We start from the raw sequence: 20389 nt of genomic DNA on the forward strand, positions 1-20389 counted from the left end.
AGGCCTTGATTCCGACCAGGTTGGCCGGAATATGCAGCGGAGCGAGGTCGGAAAGGCTTTCGATTTTCTTAATGACTTCGTCCGTGATCAGGACGGAATCATTAAACGACTCCCCTCCGTGCAGCACGCGGTGCCCGACTCCCTCGATCTCCGACAGCGATTGAATAATCTTATAGGAAACCAGTCGCCTCAGCAACCGGCGAACCGCAGTTTCATGATTGGGAACCGATTTGACTTCCTGAACTCTTTTGCCTCTGACGTCGATGGTAGAAATCGAATCAGATAAACCAATGCGTTCAATAGATCCCTTCGTCACTAAGTTCTCTTCTGGCATATCCAAAAGCTGGAATTTGAGCGACGAACTGCCGGCATTGACCGCCAAAATCAAAGACATCTCATTCACCCCCTGTATTTCTGGAACGCTTACGATCGAAAGCCAGCGATCTATACGAGTAATGAAAGCACGCATCGCCGGTTCTTTAGAAAAGTCCGGCAGTCCGCCGAATGTACTTCATCATCCGTGTACCTCTCTAATTAGATTTTTGCCTCTTCTGCAGCAATTGTCGAGGCAGTCACTCCGCTTCCGCGGGCAATAATAATTTTAAACATGTCCGACGTTCCCTTTCCATTTGACTATCAGAGTCGCGGCATCAATCAAATTCACTGAGAACCTGTTCCGGGGATTTTTCTATGTTCCGGCTGTCAAAGCCGGGAAAAACAGATGATTTTAAAAAACGACGAAACGGGAGGAAAATTACCCTCCCGTTTCGCAGCAGGCCTTGCTGCTGCCTTCTCCGCTTGTTACCGGCCGATCGGGAATTCGTGAGCCCGTCTTACCTTAATCCTTCCCATTTCCAATTCATGACTTCGGGCAGATCGGTCCCTTCGTCCTGTATAAACGACCGGTGCCTGGCGATCATCCGATCCATTTTCTGAACGAAGACGCCGCATTTTTCCGCATACTTTGGCTGGCGCAATATCACAGCCTTGGCAAGATGGAAGCGGTCCAGATGATTGAGAACGCGCATGTCAAAGGGAGTCGTAATGTCTCCTTCTTCTCGATAGCCGTGAATGTAGAAATTTTTATTGTGACGGTTGAAGGTGAGATTCTGAATTAGATCCGCATAACCGTGGAAGGCAAAGAGGACGGGTCTGTCTTTTGTAAAGTAATAATCGAAGGCTTCATCGGAAAGGCCGGTGTAGTCGCTGGAATCGCTTTTATGGCTTTCCAGCCGCATGATGTCCACGACGTTCACAAAGCGGATTTTCATATCCGGGAATGATTGATGCAGAAGCTGAACGGCTGCCAGGCTTTCCATCGTCGGTTCCGTACCGGCGCAGGCAATGACCGCATCAGGTTCCGCTCCGTTATCCGTACTGGCCCAGTCGATTATGGCGAGACCGTTGCTGACCAGGAGCTCCGCTTCTTCGGCCGTGAACCACTGCGGACGCGGGTGCTTTGAAGCAATAACCAGGTTGATCTTATTGTGCGATTTTAGAATCTTATTGAAGACGGCGAGCAGCGTGTTCGCATCGGCCGGCAGATACTCGCCGATGTAATGATGCTTTTTTTCTGCCAGATGGGTCAGCAGTCCGGGATCCTGATGGGAGTAGCCGTTGTGGTCCTGCTGAAACACCGTTGACGAAGCGATGAGGTTCAACGAAGGATAAGGTCTTCGCCAGGAGAGTTCGCTCGCTTTGCGCAGCCATTTAAAATGCTGTGTCAGCATCGAATCAACGACCCTGAGGAAGGATTCATAGCTGGCAAAAAATCCGTGCCGGCCGGTTAGGGTATAGGCTTCAAGCCAGCCTTCAGCCTGATGTTCGGACAGCTGAGCATCGAGGACACGCCCGCTTGGGGCCTCGAATTCATCTCTCGGTTCAAATACCGGGCACATCCACTGGCGGCTGGTCACTTCAAATACCGATTTCAGGCGGTTGGACAGGGTTTCATCGGGGCCGAATACCCGGAAGTTGTCGGGATTCATCGAAATAATGTCACGGACGAATGCACTGAGGACCTGCATATCCTGGGCTTCTTTTTTCCCGGGCTGAACCACTTTAATCGCATATTTTCGGTAGTCGGGCAGGCATAGATCTTTGGGATGGATGCCGCCATTGGTGATCGGATTCATCGACATCCGCCGAGTGCCTTGAGGGATGGTTTCGGCAATGCCGGCAAATAATTTTCCGCTTTTGTCAAATAGTTCTTCCGGTTTATAGGATTTCATCCAGTGCACGAGCTGATCGGCATGTTCCATATGGCTGCGGTCGACGGGAATCGGAATCTGATGGGAACGAAAGGAATTTTCTACCGGTTTGCCTTCCCACATTTTGGGCCCCGTCCAGCCTTTCGGGCAGCGGAAAACGATCATCGGCCATTTTGCCAGCGTCGGCCGATTGTCGGCCCGGGCTTTTCTTTGAATCGTTTGAATATCTGTGATTGCCTGATCCATTGTTTCCGCCATGGCGGTGTGCATCGCCTTCGGTTCCTCGCCTTCAACGAAATAGGGTTTCCAGCCGATTCCCTCGAAGTACTTCGTCAGGTCTTCGTCGGAAGTGCGCGACAATAAAGTCGGATTGCTTAATTTATAGCCGTTCACATAGAGAATCGGCAGGACGGCGCCGTCATTTACAGGGTTGATAAATTTAATCGATTGCCAGGCGGTTGCGAGCGGGCCGGTTTCCGCCTCGCCGTCACCGATCACAACGGCAGCGATCACCTCCGGATTATCGAAAATCGCACCGACGCCGTGTGAGAGCGAATAACCTAATTCGCCGCCTTCATGAATCGATCCGGGAGTTTCCGGGGCAGCGTGCGAGGCCACTCCGCCCGGCCAGGAAAACTGTTTGAACAGGAGCTTCATGCCCTCTTTGTCCTGGGACACGGCCGGATAAATCTCGCTGTAGCTTCCGTCAAGATAAGCATTAGAGACCATGACCTGGCCGCCGTGGCCTGGGCCTTCAATGTAAAACATGTTTAAGTCATATTTATTGATGATCCGGTTCAGGTGAGCGTAGATGAAGTTCTGTCCCGAAATAGTGCCCCAGTGCCCGATGGGATGGATCTTGACATCTTCAGGTTTGAGCGCGCGTTCAAGAAGCGGATTGTCTTTCAGGTAGAGCTGGCCGACGGAAAGATAATTGGCTGCACGCCAGTATTTATCCACTTTATTCAAGTATTCCGCTGAAGAATAGTCAATGATCCTGTCCGTCGCTTGAATCGATTGAGTCATTGCAACTGCTCCTTTCAGATATCCAAATTTTTAAAGTGTCAATAATTTGTGAAATATTTCACATGAATCTTTTAAAAAAATGAGTAAAATAAAGGCAACAGAGAGACAGCCATGAGACCATGCAACTTTCATGTTATTCCGGCAGCCGAACACCTCTCCAACGCCCTATTGCCAACGGTTTACGCGTTGAATATAACACACAATGCAGAATAAGTAAATGTGTATGGCAAAATAAATTATTAAATTTTTTTAGTAAAACTATTTTATAAAAATATATTGACATTGGCTGTTCAAATTCATATGATGAAGGTGTCAAGAGAAGCGTTTCCAATAGTTCCTGTCGTCCATAGGCGGTCTGTTTTAACTAATGGCGCCCGACTGCAGACATTATTGTGAAATAATTCACAAGAAAAGGAGCGGGACTGATGTTAAAAACCGTGAATCAAAATGACAGGCAGACTCCGGTGCTGAAACCGGCTGCACCGTCTCAGAGCGGCAAAGAAGACAATCTTTCGTCAATTAAAAGGGTCATTGATGATTTAGTTAGAAAATCTCAGAAAGCTCTAGCTGTTCTGGCGGATTTTGACCAGGAGAAAGTGGATAAGATTTGCGAAGCGATGGCGATTGCCGCGCTGGATAATCATATGAAACTGGCTAAAATGGCCGTTGAAGAAACCGGCCGCGGCGTTGTCGAAGATAAAGCGGTTAAAAATATCTATGCCAGTGAGTACATCTGGAACAAGATACGGCATGATAAAACGGTCGGCATTATTGAGGACAATGATGAGGAGCAGATAATAAAGATTGCGGAACCTGTCGGCGTCATTGCGGGCGTGACGCCGGTAACCAATCCGACGTCGACGGTTGTTTTCAAATCGCTGATTGCTTTGAAAACACGGAATACGATCATATTCGGCTTTCATCCGCAGGCACAGAAGTCGTGTGCTGAAGCGGCAAAAATTATTGCACGGGCAGCCGTTAAGGCGGGAGCGCCGGAAGGCTGCATTCAATGGATTGAGAAACCAAGCATCGAAGCAACGGGAGCCTTAATGAATCACCCGGGCGTCGCAACGGTGCTCGCGACGGGCGGCCCGGGGATGGTCCAGGCTGCCTACTCGACCGGAAAGCCGGCCCTGGGCGTCGGACCGGGGAACGGGCCGGCCTATATTGAAAAAACGGCGGATATTAAACAGGCGGTGAATGATATTACGCTCTCGAAAACGTTCGATAACGGCATGATCTGCGCCGCGGAAAACAGCGTGATCATTGACGAAGACATTTATGAAGCGGTAAAGGCCGAATTTAAACGATTAGGAAGCGTGATTATCGATAAAAAGGACAATGCGGCTTTAGGAGACGCGATGATGGATCCGAAGCGCGGCAGCGTCAGAGGGCCGATTGCCGGCAGATCGGCCTATCAGATCGCGCAGCTGGCCGGTATCGATGTCCCGAAAGAGACGAAAGTTCTGATTGCGGAGATTGACGGTGTCGGACCGGATTTTCCGCTGTCGCGTGAAAAACTTTCTCCGGTACTTTCCATGTATAAAGCGGGCGGCCATCAGGAAGCGTTTAAAATTGCCGGACAGCTGCTCGATTTCGGCGGTGCGGGCCACACGGCAGCCATTCATACAAAAGACGAGGCCCTGATCCAGCAATTCGGTTTGAAAATGAAAGCGTGCCGTATTTTGGTCAATACTCCCTCTGCACTGGGCGGACTCGGAAATATCTATAATAATATGATCCCGTCGCTGACGTTGGGCACCGGTTCCTACGGGAAAAACTCGATTTCGCATAATGTTTCGGATTTCGATCTTCTGAATATAAAAACCGTCGCCAAGCGGCGGAATAATATGCAGTGGGTGAAATTGCCCCCGAAGGTTTATTTTGAAAGAAATTCACTGCGCTATTTAAAACAGGTGCCCGGCCTCAAACGCGTCTTTCTGGTCTGTGATCCGGGGATGGTGCAATTCGGATATGCCGACCGGGTGGTCAATATGCTCAATCAGCGGCGCGAAGAAGTGGACATTGAAATTTTCTCCCAGGTCGAGCCCGATCCTTCAACGGATACCGTATATCGCGGCGTTGAGATCATGAAGAAGTTTCAGCCGGATACGATTATTGCATTAGGCGGCGGTTCCGCTATGGATGCCGCAAAGGGCATGTGGCTCTTTTATGAACAGCCGGATGCCTCGTTTCTCGGCGCAAAACAGAAATTTATGGACATCCGGAAGCGGACTTACAAGGTGCCCGCGCTTAAAAAGGTAACCTATATAGGGATCCCGACCACGTCGGGAACCGGTTCGGAAGTCACACCGTACGCCGTTATTACGGATTCCAAAACACATGTCAAGTACCCGATTACCGATTATGCGCTTCAGCCGGATATCGCGATCGTGGATTCGCAGTTTGTCGAAACACTGCCAAAGCGGACGGTTGCCTGGACGGGGCTGGACGTCATGACCCACGCGGTCGAAGCCTATGTTTCCGTTTATGCTTCGGACTACACCCGCGGCTGGTCGCTGCAGGCCATTAAACTGGTCTTTGATAATCTGCGTGCTTCCTATGCCGGCGATCTGACGGCCCGTGAAAAGATGCATAATGCGTCCACCATTGCCGGGATGGCTTTTGCCAATGCCTTCTTGGGAATTAACCATTCGATTGCGCACAAACTGGGCGGCGAATTTGGACTCCCGCACGGTTTGGCCATTGCGATTACCTTCCCTCAGGTTGTTCGCTTTAACGCGAAGGTGCCGACAAAACTGGCCATCTGGCCGAGGTACAATCGTTATACGGCGGATGAGGACTATGCAGCGATCGCCAAATTCCTCGGCTTCAAAGGCCATTCAACAGAGGAGCTGAAGGAGAGCCTGGTCAATGAATTTATTAAACTGGCACACGACTGCGATGTGACACTCAGTCTGAAAGCAAACGGCGTCGACAAAGTACACTTTGAGGCATCCGTTAACAAATTGGCCGAATTGGCTTATGAAGATCAATGTACGTCCACCAATCCGAAAGAACCGCTGATCAGCGAATTGAAAAAGATTCTTGAAGATGAATACGAGGGTGTCGGCACAGAAAGCAAATAACGCAGAGGTATACGACTGCCGGGGACGGAAGAAAAATTCGGCCCTTCTGAAATGCAGCGGATGAAAATATCCATGCAATTTCAGAAGGGCCTTTTTGTAACTGGGGAGACAAGGCTTGAATGTGCTGCATTTCCGTATATATCAGGGTCTGAGGCCTGTCCCTCATATAACAATTACGGCAGCGAAAAAGGGGCAGGCTGGAAATCCCGATGCGATTTTCAGACGCCCTATTTTTCCGGGGATCCGGTTTAAATGCTGTCCAGAAATTCTTTAATCGCCGACAGGCCCGCACCGCGGGAGACCGGATTTGTTCTGACCCTGCCGAGCTCGATATAATTGTCTTTTTCAGGAAAGGCAGTATTTATGAGGATAAGCTGATTAAGCTCATCCAGATCTTCCTGAATCATATATTGAGTGATTTGACCGTCAATGATAATCTTGTCGTCAAGAAACATATGCAAATTATTTATTGCTATGGCCAGGTAATTCAAAAAACGGTGCCAGCGGATCTTTTTTTCCGCATCCTGACGGCGGAGCGCCCTGAAGAAATCATCGGCGGAATTATCGGCTCCAAGCAGAGAATTAAGCGAACAATACGTTTCAATGCACCCTTTTTTCCCGCAGTAGCACAGCCTTCCGTTGGGATTGATCGTCGAATGTTCAATCGTCCCGCTGCGCCCGTTTTTCCCCGTATATATTTTTTTATCGATCATGATTGCCGCACCGACGTGGCGGCTGATCGTGAGATAGATTGCATCGCGAATTTCCGGATGCATCCATTGTTCGGCGATCGCAACGCATGAAGCATTATGGAAAAAACGGCAGGGGACGTTCAGGTACTTCTGAAATATGTCCGTTGTCATTCCTGTATTATTCAATATTTTCCCATAAATGACCGACCGGCCGTCAAACGAAATAAGTCCCGGAAAAGCAATGCCGATTTCTAAAATATTTTTTTCGGAAACGGAGCTTCCATAAATAAAATTTTCAAGAATCGTACAAAGATCGCGGGCATATTGTTCGCCGTTATTGAAGGCCAAGTCCAGCCGCTGTTCCTTCATGGCTTCTCCGTATAGGTTAATCAGAGAAAAAATAGCATAATTTTGTGCTACTTCGATCCCAATGGTCACTTTGGCTTCCGGACAGATCGTATAGGCGGTTGCCTTTCGACCGACGGCGGAATCGATTTTCCCATCCATCCTGATCAGTTCCTGCTTTTGCAGGAGTGCCAGATTATGGGTAACCGTCGGCAGACTCATTTGTAAATCGGTTGCGATTTTCTGTTTTGAAATTTTTTTGTGACGATATATATGGTGAAAAATATCGCTTTTATTGGATTGTTTGATGTCATTTACTGTGACTCGTTCCATGATTTCTCCTCAAAAAGATGATGCGATTGTAACTGCTGTCTCTCCATTTACATTATATAAAATAATTTTATTAATGAGCTTAACCTAATATAACTGTAACATGAGCCGTTATATTTTTCAAATGTTTATTTGCAAGCAGGGCGGGCTCTGCCGCCTCTTTTTGCTGACTGCGGCACGGTTGCTCCGAGCGTCATGCGGCCGTTCAAGCGGAATCCTGTTTTTAGAAACCGCTTCTGCCGATTTTTCAACAACTGGACAGAGGGAGCAATGGATAAAAGCAGCCTATTAATAAATAGTCTAACATAGGGAGGAAAGAAGATTTTTAAGTCGATTTGCCGCTCGTAAGAAAACTAAAGAATCACAGTTCTGCGCTTTGAACCAATGCTTCAATGGCTTTGTGCCGATCCGGTTTCCCGAACACAGCCGAACCGGCGACAATCCACGCGGCTCCCGCTTTCACGCAAAGCGGGAGCGTCTCCGTATTGATTCCTCCGTCCACCTCGATCTGCACAGACAAATGATTTCTGTTGATCATTTCGCGGACTTCCCCTATTTTGCTGATCATCGATGCAATAAAACGCTGACCTCCGAAGCCCGGATCGACGGTCATAATCAGAACGTAGTCGACATCCTGAATAATGGATCGGATTGCTGAAGCGGGCGTGCCCGGATTAAGGACGACTCCGGCCTTGGCTCCCCCGCCCTTAATGAACTCAATGGCGCGGTGAAGGTGCGTGCAGGCTTCGGCATGGACGGACACCATATCGGCACCCGCCTCCAGAAAAGAAGACAGGAATGGCAGCGGCTCTTCAACCATCAGATGAACATCAAGAGACGCGGCTGTTTCTTTTTTTAATGCCTGAACGACGTTTGCTCCCATTGTGATATTGGGAACGAAGTGGCCGTCCATGACGTCGACATGTATTGTGTCGACATCCTTTTCCACATCGTGGACCTCCTCGGCAAGATGGGCGAAATCAGCAGACAGAATCGAGGGTAAAATTTTCATATTTCATTTCCTCCCCATGTAAAACTCTTATTTTATTAAAATGCAAGCGTTTTCCAAATGAAGTTTACAGCTTAAGAAATGAAAAGTCAAAATCCTTCAACCATGAATACGGTGTGTAAAATGGATTTTTAGATTCGCATTTATATACATGCTAAAATATTTTCTGTAATAGACTGGAAGAAAACGGGGAAAATAATCGGGACCATTTTGAAAACGTGCGGCCAATGACTGTCACTCGAATACCAGCGTCAATAGCGTCTGGAACATCTCAAGGACGAAATATCCGGGTGCTCTTCTGACGGGGACAAGCAGGAGAATCCGGCCGGATGTCCAAAAAAGCAGCCGCCTGCCATTCGGGTGATTGAGCGATTGTTTCTCTCAGGTTGTACAAGATTTCGGGCCTGATCAGGCGGCTTTCGACGGGTGAATGAGAACTTTCGGAAAAATCAGCACCATAGTGTGCAACGGGGTGACGATAAATGGAACTGAAAACGTATACAAAACGATAACTTTACGTAGTACAATAAATTCGTAGGAGGAAAGAGGGATGTATCTCAGCAAAAGAAGTGACATGTTGCTCAAGGATTTGCTGACGCATAGGATCAGAACGAGCAGAGAGCTGCAAACCAAATATAGCCTATCTAGGCGACAGGTGGATTACAGCATTTCCAAATTAAACGAGTGGTTGGATGAAAAGCATTATCCATGCATTGAGCACACCTCATCCGGTGCTTTCGTTGCATCCTCACAGTTACTTAAAATGATGGGAAATTCAGAGAAAGGAGAAGGTAGTCAAAAAAAGAACAACGACTGGTATGTTTCCTCCCGCAAAGAACGCTGCTATGTCATCATTTTAATGATCATTACGAGAAGCGAACAATTATCGGTGAATCACTTTGTAGTAGAACTGGGGGTGAGCCGAAACACGGTTTTGAGAGACCTGAAAGAAGTATCGGAGGTCTTGAACGGCTTTCAACTTGAGCTGGTTTATTCTCGGAAAGACGGATATCGGATCATCGGGAAAGAAGGAGATAAACGCTTTGTTCTGATAAAAATTATGAACCATTTGATTAATATGTACGACGGTGAAGCCCTTCTTCAGCATTTCATGAATGTCTCGCAAACGGAAATTACGTCCTGGAGAAGAAAACTGGAACAAGTGGAAAACAGATTGAGCTGGAAGTTCGTCGACAGCAAAATGCAGCTCCTGCCCTATGTTCTTGAAAGTATTTTTAAACGGGTCGCTGCAGGACATATCATTGAAAACGTATTCTTTGCCGACCCCGGGGAGCTTTCGGATACGCGGGAATACGCAGCAGCTGATTTACTCATAAACGGCAGAAAAAATTTACCAAAAGAAGAGCGCATGTACATTACCTTACAAGTACTGACATCAAACATCATCCCTTCCAAAGATTTCATGTTTGATGACATACCAAGCTTAGAACATGCGACAGAGGACTTTCTCGATCTGTTTGAGAAAAACACATGCGTGACCTTAACGGAAAAAGAGACATTATTCAAAAAATTAATGGCTCATCTGAAGCCTGCCTACTATCGAGTCAAGTATCGGCTCAGCTACGATTATAGCGGTCTGCAACAAATTAGTCAAGAATACCGCGTGATTAACTATTTTGTGAAAATTTCATTGGCTCCCTTGCAGAAATTAATTGATTGCCCGATTCCCGATAAAGAAATATTATTTATTTCCCTGTTTATCGGAAGTCATCTCATTAATTTCGGCACTCAGTTCAGTTCGAAGCTAAAGGCATTAGTCGTCTGTACAAACGGGATTTCCATATCTCTGCTGATGGAAAAGACGTTAAAAGATATGTTTCCCGAGATGCTCTTTTATAAGGCTGTTTCTTTGCGCGAATTCAAAAAATTTCCATTTCCTTATGATATTGTCTTTTCGTCAATACCTGTTGAAACCAAACCGAAGTCCTTGCTGTTTATCGTCAATAACTTAATGAATGATAAGGAAAAGTTAAGACTTAAACACAATGTGATTAAAGAGATCTATCATCTGAACAATGAAGATTTGGATGGCGTTCAGAAAATAATTTCAATTATTGAGAAGTATGCCTGCATCAAGGAAAAAGAAAAAGGGAAATTACAATCGGCCCTGACGGATTTTTTTGTCGGAAAAAATACAGATTATTCCCATCCGTTTAATAGTAAGGAATTATCAAAACAAAGCGTGCATCTTCAGGAAATCATGCCTGTTTCAATGATCCAGCAAGTCGATCGGGTCGCAGGCTGGGCAGAGGCATTGGAGATTGCTGCGCGTCCGCTTTTGCAAGCAGAAGTGATTGAGCAGCGCTATCTGCAAACGCTTAAAATCCAGTATAGCAAACCGGCAACTCAGATCATGCTCGGGCAATCGATTGCTCTGCCGCATGCAGAACCCCAATATGGTGCCAATAAGCTGGGTATGAGCCTTTTGCACATTCGGAGTGGATTGGAAACGGATGCTTCACGATTATTATATTTCATTGTTATTTTATCGGCGATTGATAAAAAGTCACATTTTAATGCCTTGTTGGAATTGACACGAATCGCCCAATCAAAATCGTGCATAGAACGGATGAAAAAGGCAGGAAGCTGCCGGGAGCTGTACCATCTGATGAAAGAATTCAGCAGCCATTGTGAGATTACCGTATAAGGGGCGATCAGCAAGATGAGCATAAAAGATTTTGTGCATAAGGAATTAATATTCGTGGGTTTAAATCCGTCATCTCAGAGAGAATTGCTTCAATTTTTATATGATCAGGCGAAGCGGAGCGGTCATGTCACAGATGATTTTCTTGAACGGCTGCTGCAAAGAGAAGAAAAATTTCCGACTGGTCTGGAACTTCCAGGCTATAATGTGTCGATACCGCATACGGATGCTGAATGTGTCAAAAAAGAGTTCATCGCGATTGCGACGCTGAATACGCCGATTCCCTTTTATCTGATGGAAGACAAGGGAAAGCAGGCGGATGTTTCTCTTGTTTTTATGCTTGGACTGAAGAATCCGCATGATCAATTGGAGGTCCTTAAGGAGCTCATCGGCTTAATACAGGATAAAGATAAAGTCGCCCAATTAGTTTCCGCGTCTTCCAAAGATGATGTTTTTCAGACGCTTCATACTGCATCGATACGTAAGTAAATGGGATGAAAAGAGGGAAAACGACTATGACCAAAAAAATATTGGTCGCCTGCGGTGCGGGAATCGCTACGTCGACTGTCGTTGCCAATCATGTTGAAAATTTAATTAAGGATCATAAGCTGGATGCACAAATTGAACAATGCAAAATTACCGAAGTCAAGTCGAAACAAAAGGGTGCGGATTTAATTGTCTCGACAACCATTCTGCCGACGAAATATGATATTCCGGCTGTTATTGCTACTGCATACATCAGCGGGATCGGGATGGGAGCACTGGATGAAAAAATTTTAAACTATCTAAAACAATAAAAACAATAAATAATCTATGGGGTGAGAAGAGATGACAGCGCTTTATAATGGGGTCCAGTATGTTCTAGGCTTAGGAGCCACTGTTATTTTGCCTTTAGCAATTTTTATTATTGCGCTTTGCTTCCGGGTCAATATCAGTAAAGCTTTTCGATCCGCGATTACGATCGGCATCGGCTTTGTCGGCATTAATCTAGTCATTGGCTTACTGACTGATAACCTCGGCCCGGCGGCCCATGCAATGGTCAAGAATTTCGGCCTCCACTTGACGATTCTGGACACAGGATGGCCGTCAGCCGCTGCCGCCGCCTGGGCGACTCCGGTAGCCGCCGTTTTGATTCCTCTCTGCTTAGTGCTGAATATTATTCTATTATTTTTAAAAGTGACGAAAACCTTTGATATTGATATATGGAATTACTGGCATTTTATGGCGGCCGCAGCCACCGGTTATATCGTAACGGGAGGGAACTGGTGGTTCGCCATACTCTGTGCGTTCATCTATGAAATCATTGTTCTGATCATCGCCGATCGCGCGGCACCTTATACCACTGGTTTCTATCAGCTTGAAGGCATCACCTGCCCGACCGGATCGACGACGGCATATGGATTAATCGGCGTTCCTATCGGCTGGGCTATTTCGAAGATCCCCGGGATCAACAAATTAAAGGCCGATCCGGAAACGATTCAAAAAAGATTCGGCATTTTTGGCGAACCGGCCATCATGGGCCTGATCATCGGCCTGATCATCGGTCTGCTCGGCGGTTACGATATCGGGAAAGCTTTTCAACTTGGGATTGCCCTCGGCGGTGTTATGTTCCTGATGCCGCGAATGGTCAAGATTCTGATGGAAGGACTGATTCCGATTTCCGAGTCGATCCGGGATACGATCAGTAAACGGTTCCACGGCCGTGAAGTTTATCTGGGGCTCGATGCCGCGCTGACGATCGGCCATCCGGCGAATATCGCGACCGGCCTGATTCTCGTACCGATTACTCTGTTGCTTGCAGTGATTCTTCCAGGCAACCGGGTCCTGCCGTTCGGAGATCTGGCAACAATTCCGTTCTATGTTTCCTTTATCGTTGCTTCCAGAAAAGGCAACATTATTCAGTCGCTGCTGGCAGGAATAGTTGTTATTTCCCTGGCTCTGCTGATGGCAACCAACTTCGGACCGGTTCACACGATCATGATGAAGGGCGTTTATAATTTCCCGAACGGCGTTACCGAAGTTTCTTCGCTTGACATGGGCGGCAACATACTGAACTGGATTATCCTGAAATTCGCACAAATCGTTCATGCGGTTCTCTGATTCTTATAAATAGTGGGTGGTAATGTTATGAAAGCAGCCGTATTGCATGAAAATAATGTTATTGAATATGAAGATGTACAGTTGCCGGAACTAAAGCCGGATGAAGTAAAAATTCAGGTCAAAGCATGCGGCATCTGCGGCTCGGATACGCATAAGATGCAGACGCGTTGGAAGTATCCTCTGCCGGCGATTATGGGTCATGAGTTTTCAGGTATCGTTGTCGAAAAAGGGGATGAAGTCGACAATGTTCAGGAAGGCGAGCGAGTCGTCGCGATTCCCTTCATTCCGTGCGGCCGCTGTGAATTTTGCGAACGGGGCGACTACTCTTTATGCAACAACTATAAAATGATCGGTTCCGTCCGCTACGGCGGTTTTGCCGAATATGCCAACGTTCCGGCGAAAAATGTTATTTCGATCGGCGGGCTGGATTTTGAAAGTGCCGCGATGATTGAGCCTTCCGCCGTCGCTCTTCATGCGGTCCTCAATCTGAAACCGAGGGTCGGCGACCAAGTAGCAGTCTTCGGTATCGGAACGATCGGTATGCTTGTCATCGAATGGCTGAGACTTTCCGGCGTTAAGGATATTATAGCGATCGATATAGTCCCTGAGAAACTAACTCAGGCTAAGGATATGGGCTGCCGGTATGTTATTAATTCCAAAGAAGAGAACATACAGCAGAGGGTCCTTGAGATAACGGATCAGGCCGGCGTCGATGTCGTGTTTGAATGTGCCGGGTCAAAATTTACCCAGGAGCAATCCCTATTAATACCAAAAAAGAAAGGAAAGGTCGGTTATGTCGGTATTGCTTATGCCGATGTCACATTGCATGAGAAAGCTTTTGAGAACATTTTCCGCAGAGAACTGACACTCAGGGGATGCTGGAATTCTTACACGGCGCCCTTCCCGGGAAGAGCATGGACGACCACCATTGCGATGCTTCAGCAAAAACGGCTGAATCTGGCAAAATACATTTCTCATCATTTTCCTTTAAGAGACACAAAAAAAGCATTCGACATGATGATCAATCGTGAGCAGCCTTTTAATAAAGTGATGATATTACCAACTCCGGAGGCGAACCGATGATGAAAGCAGTAGTCAAAGAAGAACCAGGCTATGATCATATGACCTTAAAAGATGTTCCCGAGCCTGAAGTCTACGGCGATCGCGTCAAAATAGAAGTGGCTTATACAGGCATCTGCGGCTCGGATATTCACACATTTAAAGGAGAGTATAAGAATCCGATCACACCTGTTACCTTGGGGCATGAATTTTCAGGCAGAGTAGTGGAAGTAGGCCCTGATGTCCGATCTATTAAGGTCGGTGACCGGGTCACGAGTGAAACAACCTTTGAAACTTGCGAAACATGTGATTACTGCAAGGAAAAAGATTACAATCTTTGCAGCCACCGCAAGGGCATAGGCACGCAGGTAAACGGCAGTTTTACAAAATATGTCCTGTCAAGAGAAGAAAGCTGCCATGTGCTTGACGATGGTCTTTCTTATCAGGCTGCCGCTCTAAGTGAACCGCTGTCCTGCTGCGTCCATGCCGCTCTTGAGAAAACGACGGTCACTGCCGATGATAAAGTGCTTATTTTTGGCCCCGGTCCCATTGGATTGCTGCTTCTTCAGGTTGTGAAGGCTCAGGGCGCTTTCGCAATCATGTCCGGTATTACAAAGGATCAGAACCGCCTGAAACTGGCCAAAGAGCTTGGTGCCGATGCCATTGTCGACACAATGAAAGAAGATCTGAATGAGATTGTTTTAAAAATAACGGACGGATACGGCGTAGATCGTGTCTTTGATTGCTCGGGCGCTGTACCGGCCGTTAATGCGGGGCTCCCCCTTATTAGAAAGAAAGGAACATTTGTTCAAGTGGGATTGTTCGCGGAGAAAGCCAATCCGCTTGATGAGGAATCGATTATTCAAAGAGAGATTACCTATATCGGAAGCCGATCGCAGAAACCAAGTTCCTGGCTGATTGCTCTTGATCTTCTGACGAAAAAGAAGATTAATGCAGGCAAAATGATTACGAAAGTCTTTCCGCTCGAAAAATGGCGGGAAGCTTTCGAAGCAGTCATGGGCGGTCAGGAAATTAAAGTGTTGATTAAATCCTGAAAATCATAGGGTATAAAATTTTGAGTAGAGAGATTTATCTCTCTACTCTGATATATTTGGAGGAGAAACAATGAATGATTTAAACGTCAAAATTTATGCCGACGGCGCGGATCTTCAGGAGATGCTGGCCGCTTACAGGGCCGGATTCGTGAAGGGGTTTACGACCAACCCCAGCCTGATGAAAAAAGCGGGCGTCAAAGATTATCTGGCCTTTGCTCAAGAAGTCCTGCAGAAAATTCCCGATTTGCCGATTTCGTTTGAAGTCTTCGCCGACGATTTTGCCGCGATGGAAAAGGAGGCCCTGAAGATTCACTCGTTCGGCCGCAACGTCTTTGTCAAGATCCCGATCATGAACACTCAGGGAGCCTCGTCCATCCCGCTCATTAAAAAGCTTTCCCATCAGGGGCTGTCCCTGAATGTGACGGCCATTCTGACGACGGAACAGGTGGACGCGGCCGTGGACGCGCTGAACCCGGAGGTCGAAAGTATTGTCTCGGTGTTCGCGGGAAGGATTGCCGATACGGGACGCGATCCGATTCCGTATATGAAAAAATCGGTCAGCCTTTGCCGGCGGAACCCCTGCGCCCAGCTTCTCTGGGCCAGCTCCCGCGAATTGTTCAATGTCTATGAGGCGGACCGCCTGGGCGTCGATATCATTACCTGTACGCCGGCGATTATCGAAAAGCTGAAAAAAGTCGGAAAAACACTGGAACAGGTTTCCCTGGATACGGTGAAAGGATTCAACCGCGACATTCAGACGCTGGGCTATTCGATTCTTTAAAATTAAAAAAGAGGGACGAACATATGGCAACAGAACTGGATCAACTCTCCATCACAACCATCCGCACCTTATCGATCGATGCGATTAATCAGGCCCATTCCGGCCATCCCGGGCTGCCGATGGGCGCGGCGCCCATGGCTTACACCCTGTGGACCCGGGCGATGAAACACAACCCGCATCACCCGCAATGGTTCAATCGGGATCGCTTTGTTCTTTCGGCCGGGCACGGCTCCATGCTGCTCTACAGCCTGCTCTATCTCTTTGATTACGGGCTGACCCTGGATGATCTGAAAAATTTCCGCCAGTGGGGGAGCCGGACGCCCGGCCACCCGGAATTCGGGCGCACGGCCGGGGTGGAGGCGACGACCGGGCCGCTCGGACAGGGCCTCGCGATGGCGGTCGGCATGGCGATGGCGGAAGCCCACCTGGGTGCCGTCTATAATCGTCCCGGATACAGCCTGGTGGATCATCAGACGTATGTGCTGTGCGGCGACGGCGATTTAATGGAAGGCGTAGCCGCCGAAGCGGCCTCGCTCGCCGGCCATCTGAAACTGGGGAAGCTCATTGTCCTCTATGATTCCAACAAGGTTTCTCTGGACGGCCGGCTGGATCAGTCCTTTTCCGAGAATGTCTGCCGGCGTTTTGCGGCTTACGGCTGGCAGACCCTGTATGTGGCGGACGGCAACCGTGTCGATGCGATCGAAAAAGCATTGGATGAAGCCCGCCGGGACCGGAGCCGTCCTTCATTGATCGAAGTGAGGACGGTGATCGGCTACGGCGCGCCGCATGTTCAGGGGACGAACCAGTGTCACGGCAGTCCGCTGGGCGAGGCAGAGACCCTCGAGACAAAAAAAGCGTACGGCTGGGACCATGCCCCCTTCTTCGTTCCCGCCGAGGTCCTCAGCCATTTTAAGCGGCTGGCCGAGCAGGGCGAGAGGGCCGAAGAAGAATGGTTCGATGTCTTTTCAGCGTATGAGAAACAGTTCCCGGAACCGGCCGCTGCCCTGAAAAATGCCGTCGCGGGCTTCCTGCCTGAGCACTTCGCTGAACGGCTGCCGGTCTATGAGGAAGGAACAAAGAAAGCGACCCGGGCCGCTTCGGGAGAAGTCCTCAACGGGCTGGCCGGGCAGGTCCGCGAACTGTTCGGCGGCTCGGCGGATCTGGCCTCTTCGACGAAGACGACGATCAAAGACAGTCCGGCTTTCTTACCGGGCAGCTATGAGGGGCGCAATATTTGGTTCGGCGTCCGCGAGTTTGCCATGTCCGCAGCGGTGAACGGAATGACCCTGCACGGAGGGGTCCGGGCTTTCGGTGCCACCTTCTTTACCTTCTCAGACTACGCCAAGCCGGCGATTCGGCTGGCTGCGCTGATGAAGATTCCGTCCATCTTTGTTTTTACCCATGACAGCCTTGCGGTCGGCGAAGACGGGCCGACGCATGAGCCGATTGAACAGCTGGCCGGCCTGCGTGCGATCCCCAATCTGAATGTGATCCGGCCGGCGGACGGCAATGAAACGCGGGAAGCCTGGAAGATCGCGCTGGAAAGCCGGACCACCCCGACCGCTCTCGTCCTCACGCGCCAGGGGGTTGAAACGTTTGCCGGCGAAAGAGAGGGAGCGGCGGAAGGCGTCAGAAGAGGCGGCTATATCGTTTCCAGAGAGAAAAAACAGGCCGAGGCCGTCCTGATTGCGACGGGTTCCGAGGTGGAGCTGGCGATCCGGGCGCAGGCCCTGCTGGCCCGGGAAGCCATGGACACAAGGGTGGTCAGCCTGCCTTCCTGGCGGTTGTTTGACCGCCAGCCCCAGGCGTACCGGGACTCGGTTTTACCGCCGGAACTGGAAAACCGGGTCGGCATCGAAATGGCGGCGTCGCTCGGCTGGGAACGGTACATCGGCGACAAGGGAGTCTTATGGACGATCGACCGCTTTGGCGCCTCGGCGCCGGGACCGCGGGTTCTGAAGGAGTTCGCTTTTACACCGGAACAGGTAGCGGATGGGGCCCGGACGCTCGTTAAAGGCAGAAGAAAATGAGGAACCGGCGGCCGATCGCGGCGAAAATCGTGGCGGACGGGATCCTTCAAGCGGGGGGAAAATTCAATGGCCTGCACAGCGGGGGATGAGAGGATGGACCCCATCATTGCGGCGTCGATTATGTGTGCCGATCCGCTGCATCTGGGCGATGAACTGCGGAAACTGCAGGATGCGGGAGTGGATCTGCTGCATTGCGACGTGATGGACGGCCGTTTCGTCCCCAATCTAGCGATGGGCCCTTATGTATTGGCGGCCGTTAAGGAGGCGACGGATCTTCCGCTGGACATCCATCTGGCGGCTGAGCACCCAAGCCAGTTTGTGCCCCTGTTTGCTCCGCTGCATCCGGAATATATCTCCTTTCACGTGGAGGCGGCGGAAAATCCGGAACGGGTGATGGATCAGATCCGCCGGGCGGGCATTAAACCGGCGATCGCAGTCAGTCCGCCGACCGATGTGGCGTCGGTTTATCCCTATCTGGATTCCGCGGCGATGGTGCTGATGATGACGGTCTATCCCGGCTTTGCCGGACAGCCCTTCCAGGAGCCCGTGATCGATAAGATCGCCCGGCTGTCGGAAAGGATGAGCCAAACGGGGTGTGAGCCGCTGATTGAGGTGGATGGAAATATCTATGAAGAAACCGCCCGGAAAACCCGCGAGGCGGGAGCCGATGTCTTCGTCGTCGGAACGGCGGCGCTTTTTAACCGGAATCCCCTTCCCTATCCGGAAAAAATTGCCCGGATCCGGGAAGCGGCCGGCGGATGAACGGCCGGGGAATCCGCCGGTCAGGAGGGACCGGAACGAAGCGGGCCCTGCTGCCGGAGCCGCCGGTTGAAAATCAAAGAGTCAATGAGGGGTGTGGATCATGAAAATTGCGGTCGGATGCGATCATGCCGGTTTTGATCTGAAGCCGACGATCGTCGATTACCTGAAAGAAAAACAGATCGAAGTCCTGGACGAGGGCACTTTTTCCCGTGAAAGTACGGATTATCCCCTTTATGCCCAAAAGGTGGCGCAGGATGTGGTGGAGAAAAAAGCGGATTTAGGGATCCTGATCTGCGGGACCGGGATCGGCATCTCCATTGCCGCCAATAAAGTGCCCGGCATTCGGGCGGCTGCCTGCAGCGACCCGTATTCCGCCCAGATGTCCCGTGCGCACAATCATACCAATATTTTAGCCTTTGGTTCCCGGGTCGTCGGCCCGGAGCTGGCCAAGATGATCGTCGATGCCTGGCTGCGTGCGAAGCCGCAGGGCGGAAGGCATGAACGGCGCCTCGCCCTGGTTGCCAGGATTGAGCATGGAGAAACGCTCGGCTGACCGGTTCCATTCCGGCATCGGCCCCGCAAGGAACGGCGCCTTCCCCCGCTGTATCCGGGAAGGCGGAAACAGAGACGCAAACGAGAGAACGGCGGGACGGATCCCTTGGATCGGCTTCATTTCGGGGATCCGGCTGGCCGGTTCTCCCGCTTTTTTTTGCCCTTGCGTCAGAGGTGGCCGACAATCAAAGAGCCGGCGAATTGCTGATTCATTTGAATTGATTGATCAGTTGAATTTTGAATGGTCCACAGCTGATTTTTCGCTGCGTTTAGGTGACCATATTTCTGAAAATGGATCGACTTTTGACTCAGTTACCTTAGAATCCGGCTGCCGGGCGCTGCAACAACGGAACCATAAACCATTGGCTGCCGGGCGCGGGAATCTTTCTTATAGAAAGATAATCATTCAAACAATTGCCTGCCGAAAGTCGGAAATAGCTCGTCAGACCGACTGCCTGAACCACAAAATGCTGCATTGCGTTCTGAAATCAAATTGAGTGCGTTCCGATTGACTGAACGACGATTATTGAAAGGAAAAATCTTTTAATTTATAAGAAACACTCCCTCTATAAAATAAATGTTTTCTTAGAATATCTCGTGTTTTCTCCGAATATCTAGCCTATCTGTTCTAAACTGAGATTGAAGTATGGATAATGCAGACAAATCATCAAAAATATGGATGGA

At 49.3% G+C, this 20389-nt stretch carries 15 protein-coding genes and 1 pseudogene; 12 read left to right on the forward strand and 4 right to left on the reverse strand.

All coding sequences use genetic code 11. From position 1 onward, the window contains the following. Positions 1 to 394 (reverse strand): annotated as a pseudogene (locus OYT88_RS20290) (acetate kinase); the annotation flags it as partial. Positions 395 to 833: 439 nt separating this feature from the next. Next, positions 834 to 3236: a phosphoketolase family protein gene (locus tag OYT88_RS20295; protein WP_274402189.1), complete on the reverse strand. Its 2403-nt coding sequence runs from the start codon at positions 3234 to 3236 to the stop codon at positions 834 to 836. A gap of 425 nt (positions 3237 to 3661) precedes the next feature. On the opposite strand from OYT88_RS20295, the gene adhE reads away from it, so the two are divergent. Continuing rightward, positions 3662 to 6325 carry a bifunctional acetaldehyde-CoA/alcohol dehydrogenase gene (adhE, locus tag OYT88_RS20300; protein WP_274402190.1) on the forward strand — a complete coding sequence of 888 codons (2664 nt, stop codon included), beginning with the start codon at positions 3662 to 3664 and terminating at the stop codon, positions 6323 to 6325. A gap of 248 nt (positions 6326 to 6573) precedes the next feature. Here adhE and OYT88_RS20305 read toward each other — a convergent pair whose 3' ends face one another. Both OYT88_RS20305 and rpe (OYT88_RS20310) read right to left on the reverse strand, forming a co-directional pair. Continuing rightward, complete coding sequence (locus OYT88_RS20305) at positions 6574 to 7695, reverse strand: ROK family protein (RefSeq protein ID WP_274402191.1); 1122 nt, start codon at positions 7693 to 7695, stop codon at positions 6574 to 6576. Positions 7696 to 8053: 358 nt separating this feature from the next. Further along, positions 8054 to 8704, reverse strand: a complete 651-nt coding sequence (gene rpe, locus OYT88_RS20310; protein WP_274402192.1) for a ribulose-phosphate 3-epimerase — start codon at positions 8702 to 8704, stop codon at positions 8054 to 8056. A 547-nt stretch (positions 8705 to 9251) separates the two neighbouring features. On the opposite strand from rpe (OYT88_RS20310), the gene OYT88_RS20315 reads away from it, so the two are divergent. The 11 genes from OYT88_RS20315 to OYT88_RS20365 all read left to right on the forward strand — a co-directional run bounded on the left by OYT88_RS20315 (position 9252) and on the right by OYT88_RS20365 (position 20202). After that, positions 9252 to 11369, forward strand: a complete 2118-nt coding sequence (locus OYT88_RS20315) for a BglG family transcription antiterminator (protein WP_274402193.1) — start codon at positions 9252 to 9254, stop codon at positions 11367 to 11369. A 15-nt stretch (positions 11370 to 11384) separates the two neighbouring features. Beyond that, a complete protein-coding gene (locus tag OYT88_RS20320) occupies positions 11385 to 11855 on the forward strand; it encodes a PTS sugar transporter subunit IIA (RefSeq protein ID WP_274402194.1) in 471 nt (156 codons plus the stop codon). Positions 11856 to 11881: 26 nt separating this feature from the next. Continuing rightward, entirely contained in the window at positions 11882 to 12163 is a 282-nt protein-coding gene (locus OYT88_RS20325; RefSeq protein WP_274402195.1) for a PTS sugar transporter subunit IIB, read from the forward strand. 31 nt (positions 12164 to 12194) lie between these two features. Beyond that, entirely contained in the window at positions 12195 to 13466 is a 1272-nt protein-coding gene (locus OYT88_RS20330; protein WP_274402196.1) for a PTS galactitol transporter subunit IIC, read from the forward strand. A 27-nt stretch (positions 13467 to 13493) separates the two neighbouring features. Next, the gene (locus OYT88_RS20335; protein WP_274402197.1) at positions 13494 to 14549 is read left to right on the forward strand and encodes a galactitol-1-phosphate 5-dehydrogenase; all 1056 of its coding nucleotides are present in this window, start codon (positions 13494 to 13496) and stop codon (positions 14547 to 14549) included. Continuing rightward, the gene (locus OYT88_RS20340; protein ID WP_274402203.1) at positions 14549 to 15580 is read left to right on the forward strand and encodes a zinc-binding dehydrogenase; all 1032 of its coding nucleotides are present in this window, start codon (positions 14549 to 14551) and stop codon (positions 15578 to 15580) included. Before OYT88_RS20335 ends, OYT88_RS20340 begins: the two co-directional genes overlap by 1 nt. Before the next feature lie 70 nt (positions 15581 to 15650). Continuing rightward, positions 15651 to 16361 (forward strand): transaldolase, encoded by a 711-nt coding sequence (locus tag OYT88_RS20345; RefSeq protein ID WP_274402198.1) that lies wholly within the window; start codon positions 15651 to 15653, stop codon positions 16359 to 16361. A 23-nt stretch (positions 16362 to 16384) separates the two neighbouring features. Then, the gene (gene tkt, locus OYT88_RS20350; protein WP_274402199.1) at positions 16385 to 18391 is read left to right on the forward strand and encodes a transketolase; all 2007 of its coding nucleotides are present in this window, start codon (positions 16385 to 16387) and stop codon (positions 18389 to 18391) included. 93 nt (positions 18392 to 18484) lie between these two features. Continuing rightward, complete coding sequence (gene rpe, locus OYT88_RS20355) at positions 18485 to 19153, forward strand: ribulose-phosphate 3-epimerase (RefSeq protein WP_274402200.1); 669 nt, start codon at positions 18485 to 18487, stop codon at positions 19151 to 19153. 100 nt (positions 19154 to 19253) lie between these two features. Then, entirely contained in the window at positions 19254 to 19706 is a 453-nt protein-coding gene (rpiB, locus tag OYT88_RS20360) for a ribose 5-phosphate isomerase B (protein ID WP_274402201.1), read from the forward strand. A gap of 217 nt (positions 19707 to 19923) precedes the next feature. Further along, on the forward strand, positions 19924 to 20202 hold the full coding sequence (locus OYT88_RS20365; protein ID WP_274402202.1) for a hypothetical protein: 279 nt from the start codon (positions 19924 to 19926) through the stop codon (positions 20200 to 20202). The last annotated feature ends 187 nt before the right edge of the window (positions 20203 to 20389 follow it).

Origin of the sequence: Sporolactobacillus sp. CQH2019, from assembly GCF_028765345.1 — a bacterium.
Classification (GTDB): domain Bacteria; phylum Bacillota; class Bacilli; order Bacillales; family Sporolactobacillaceae; genus Sporolactobacillus.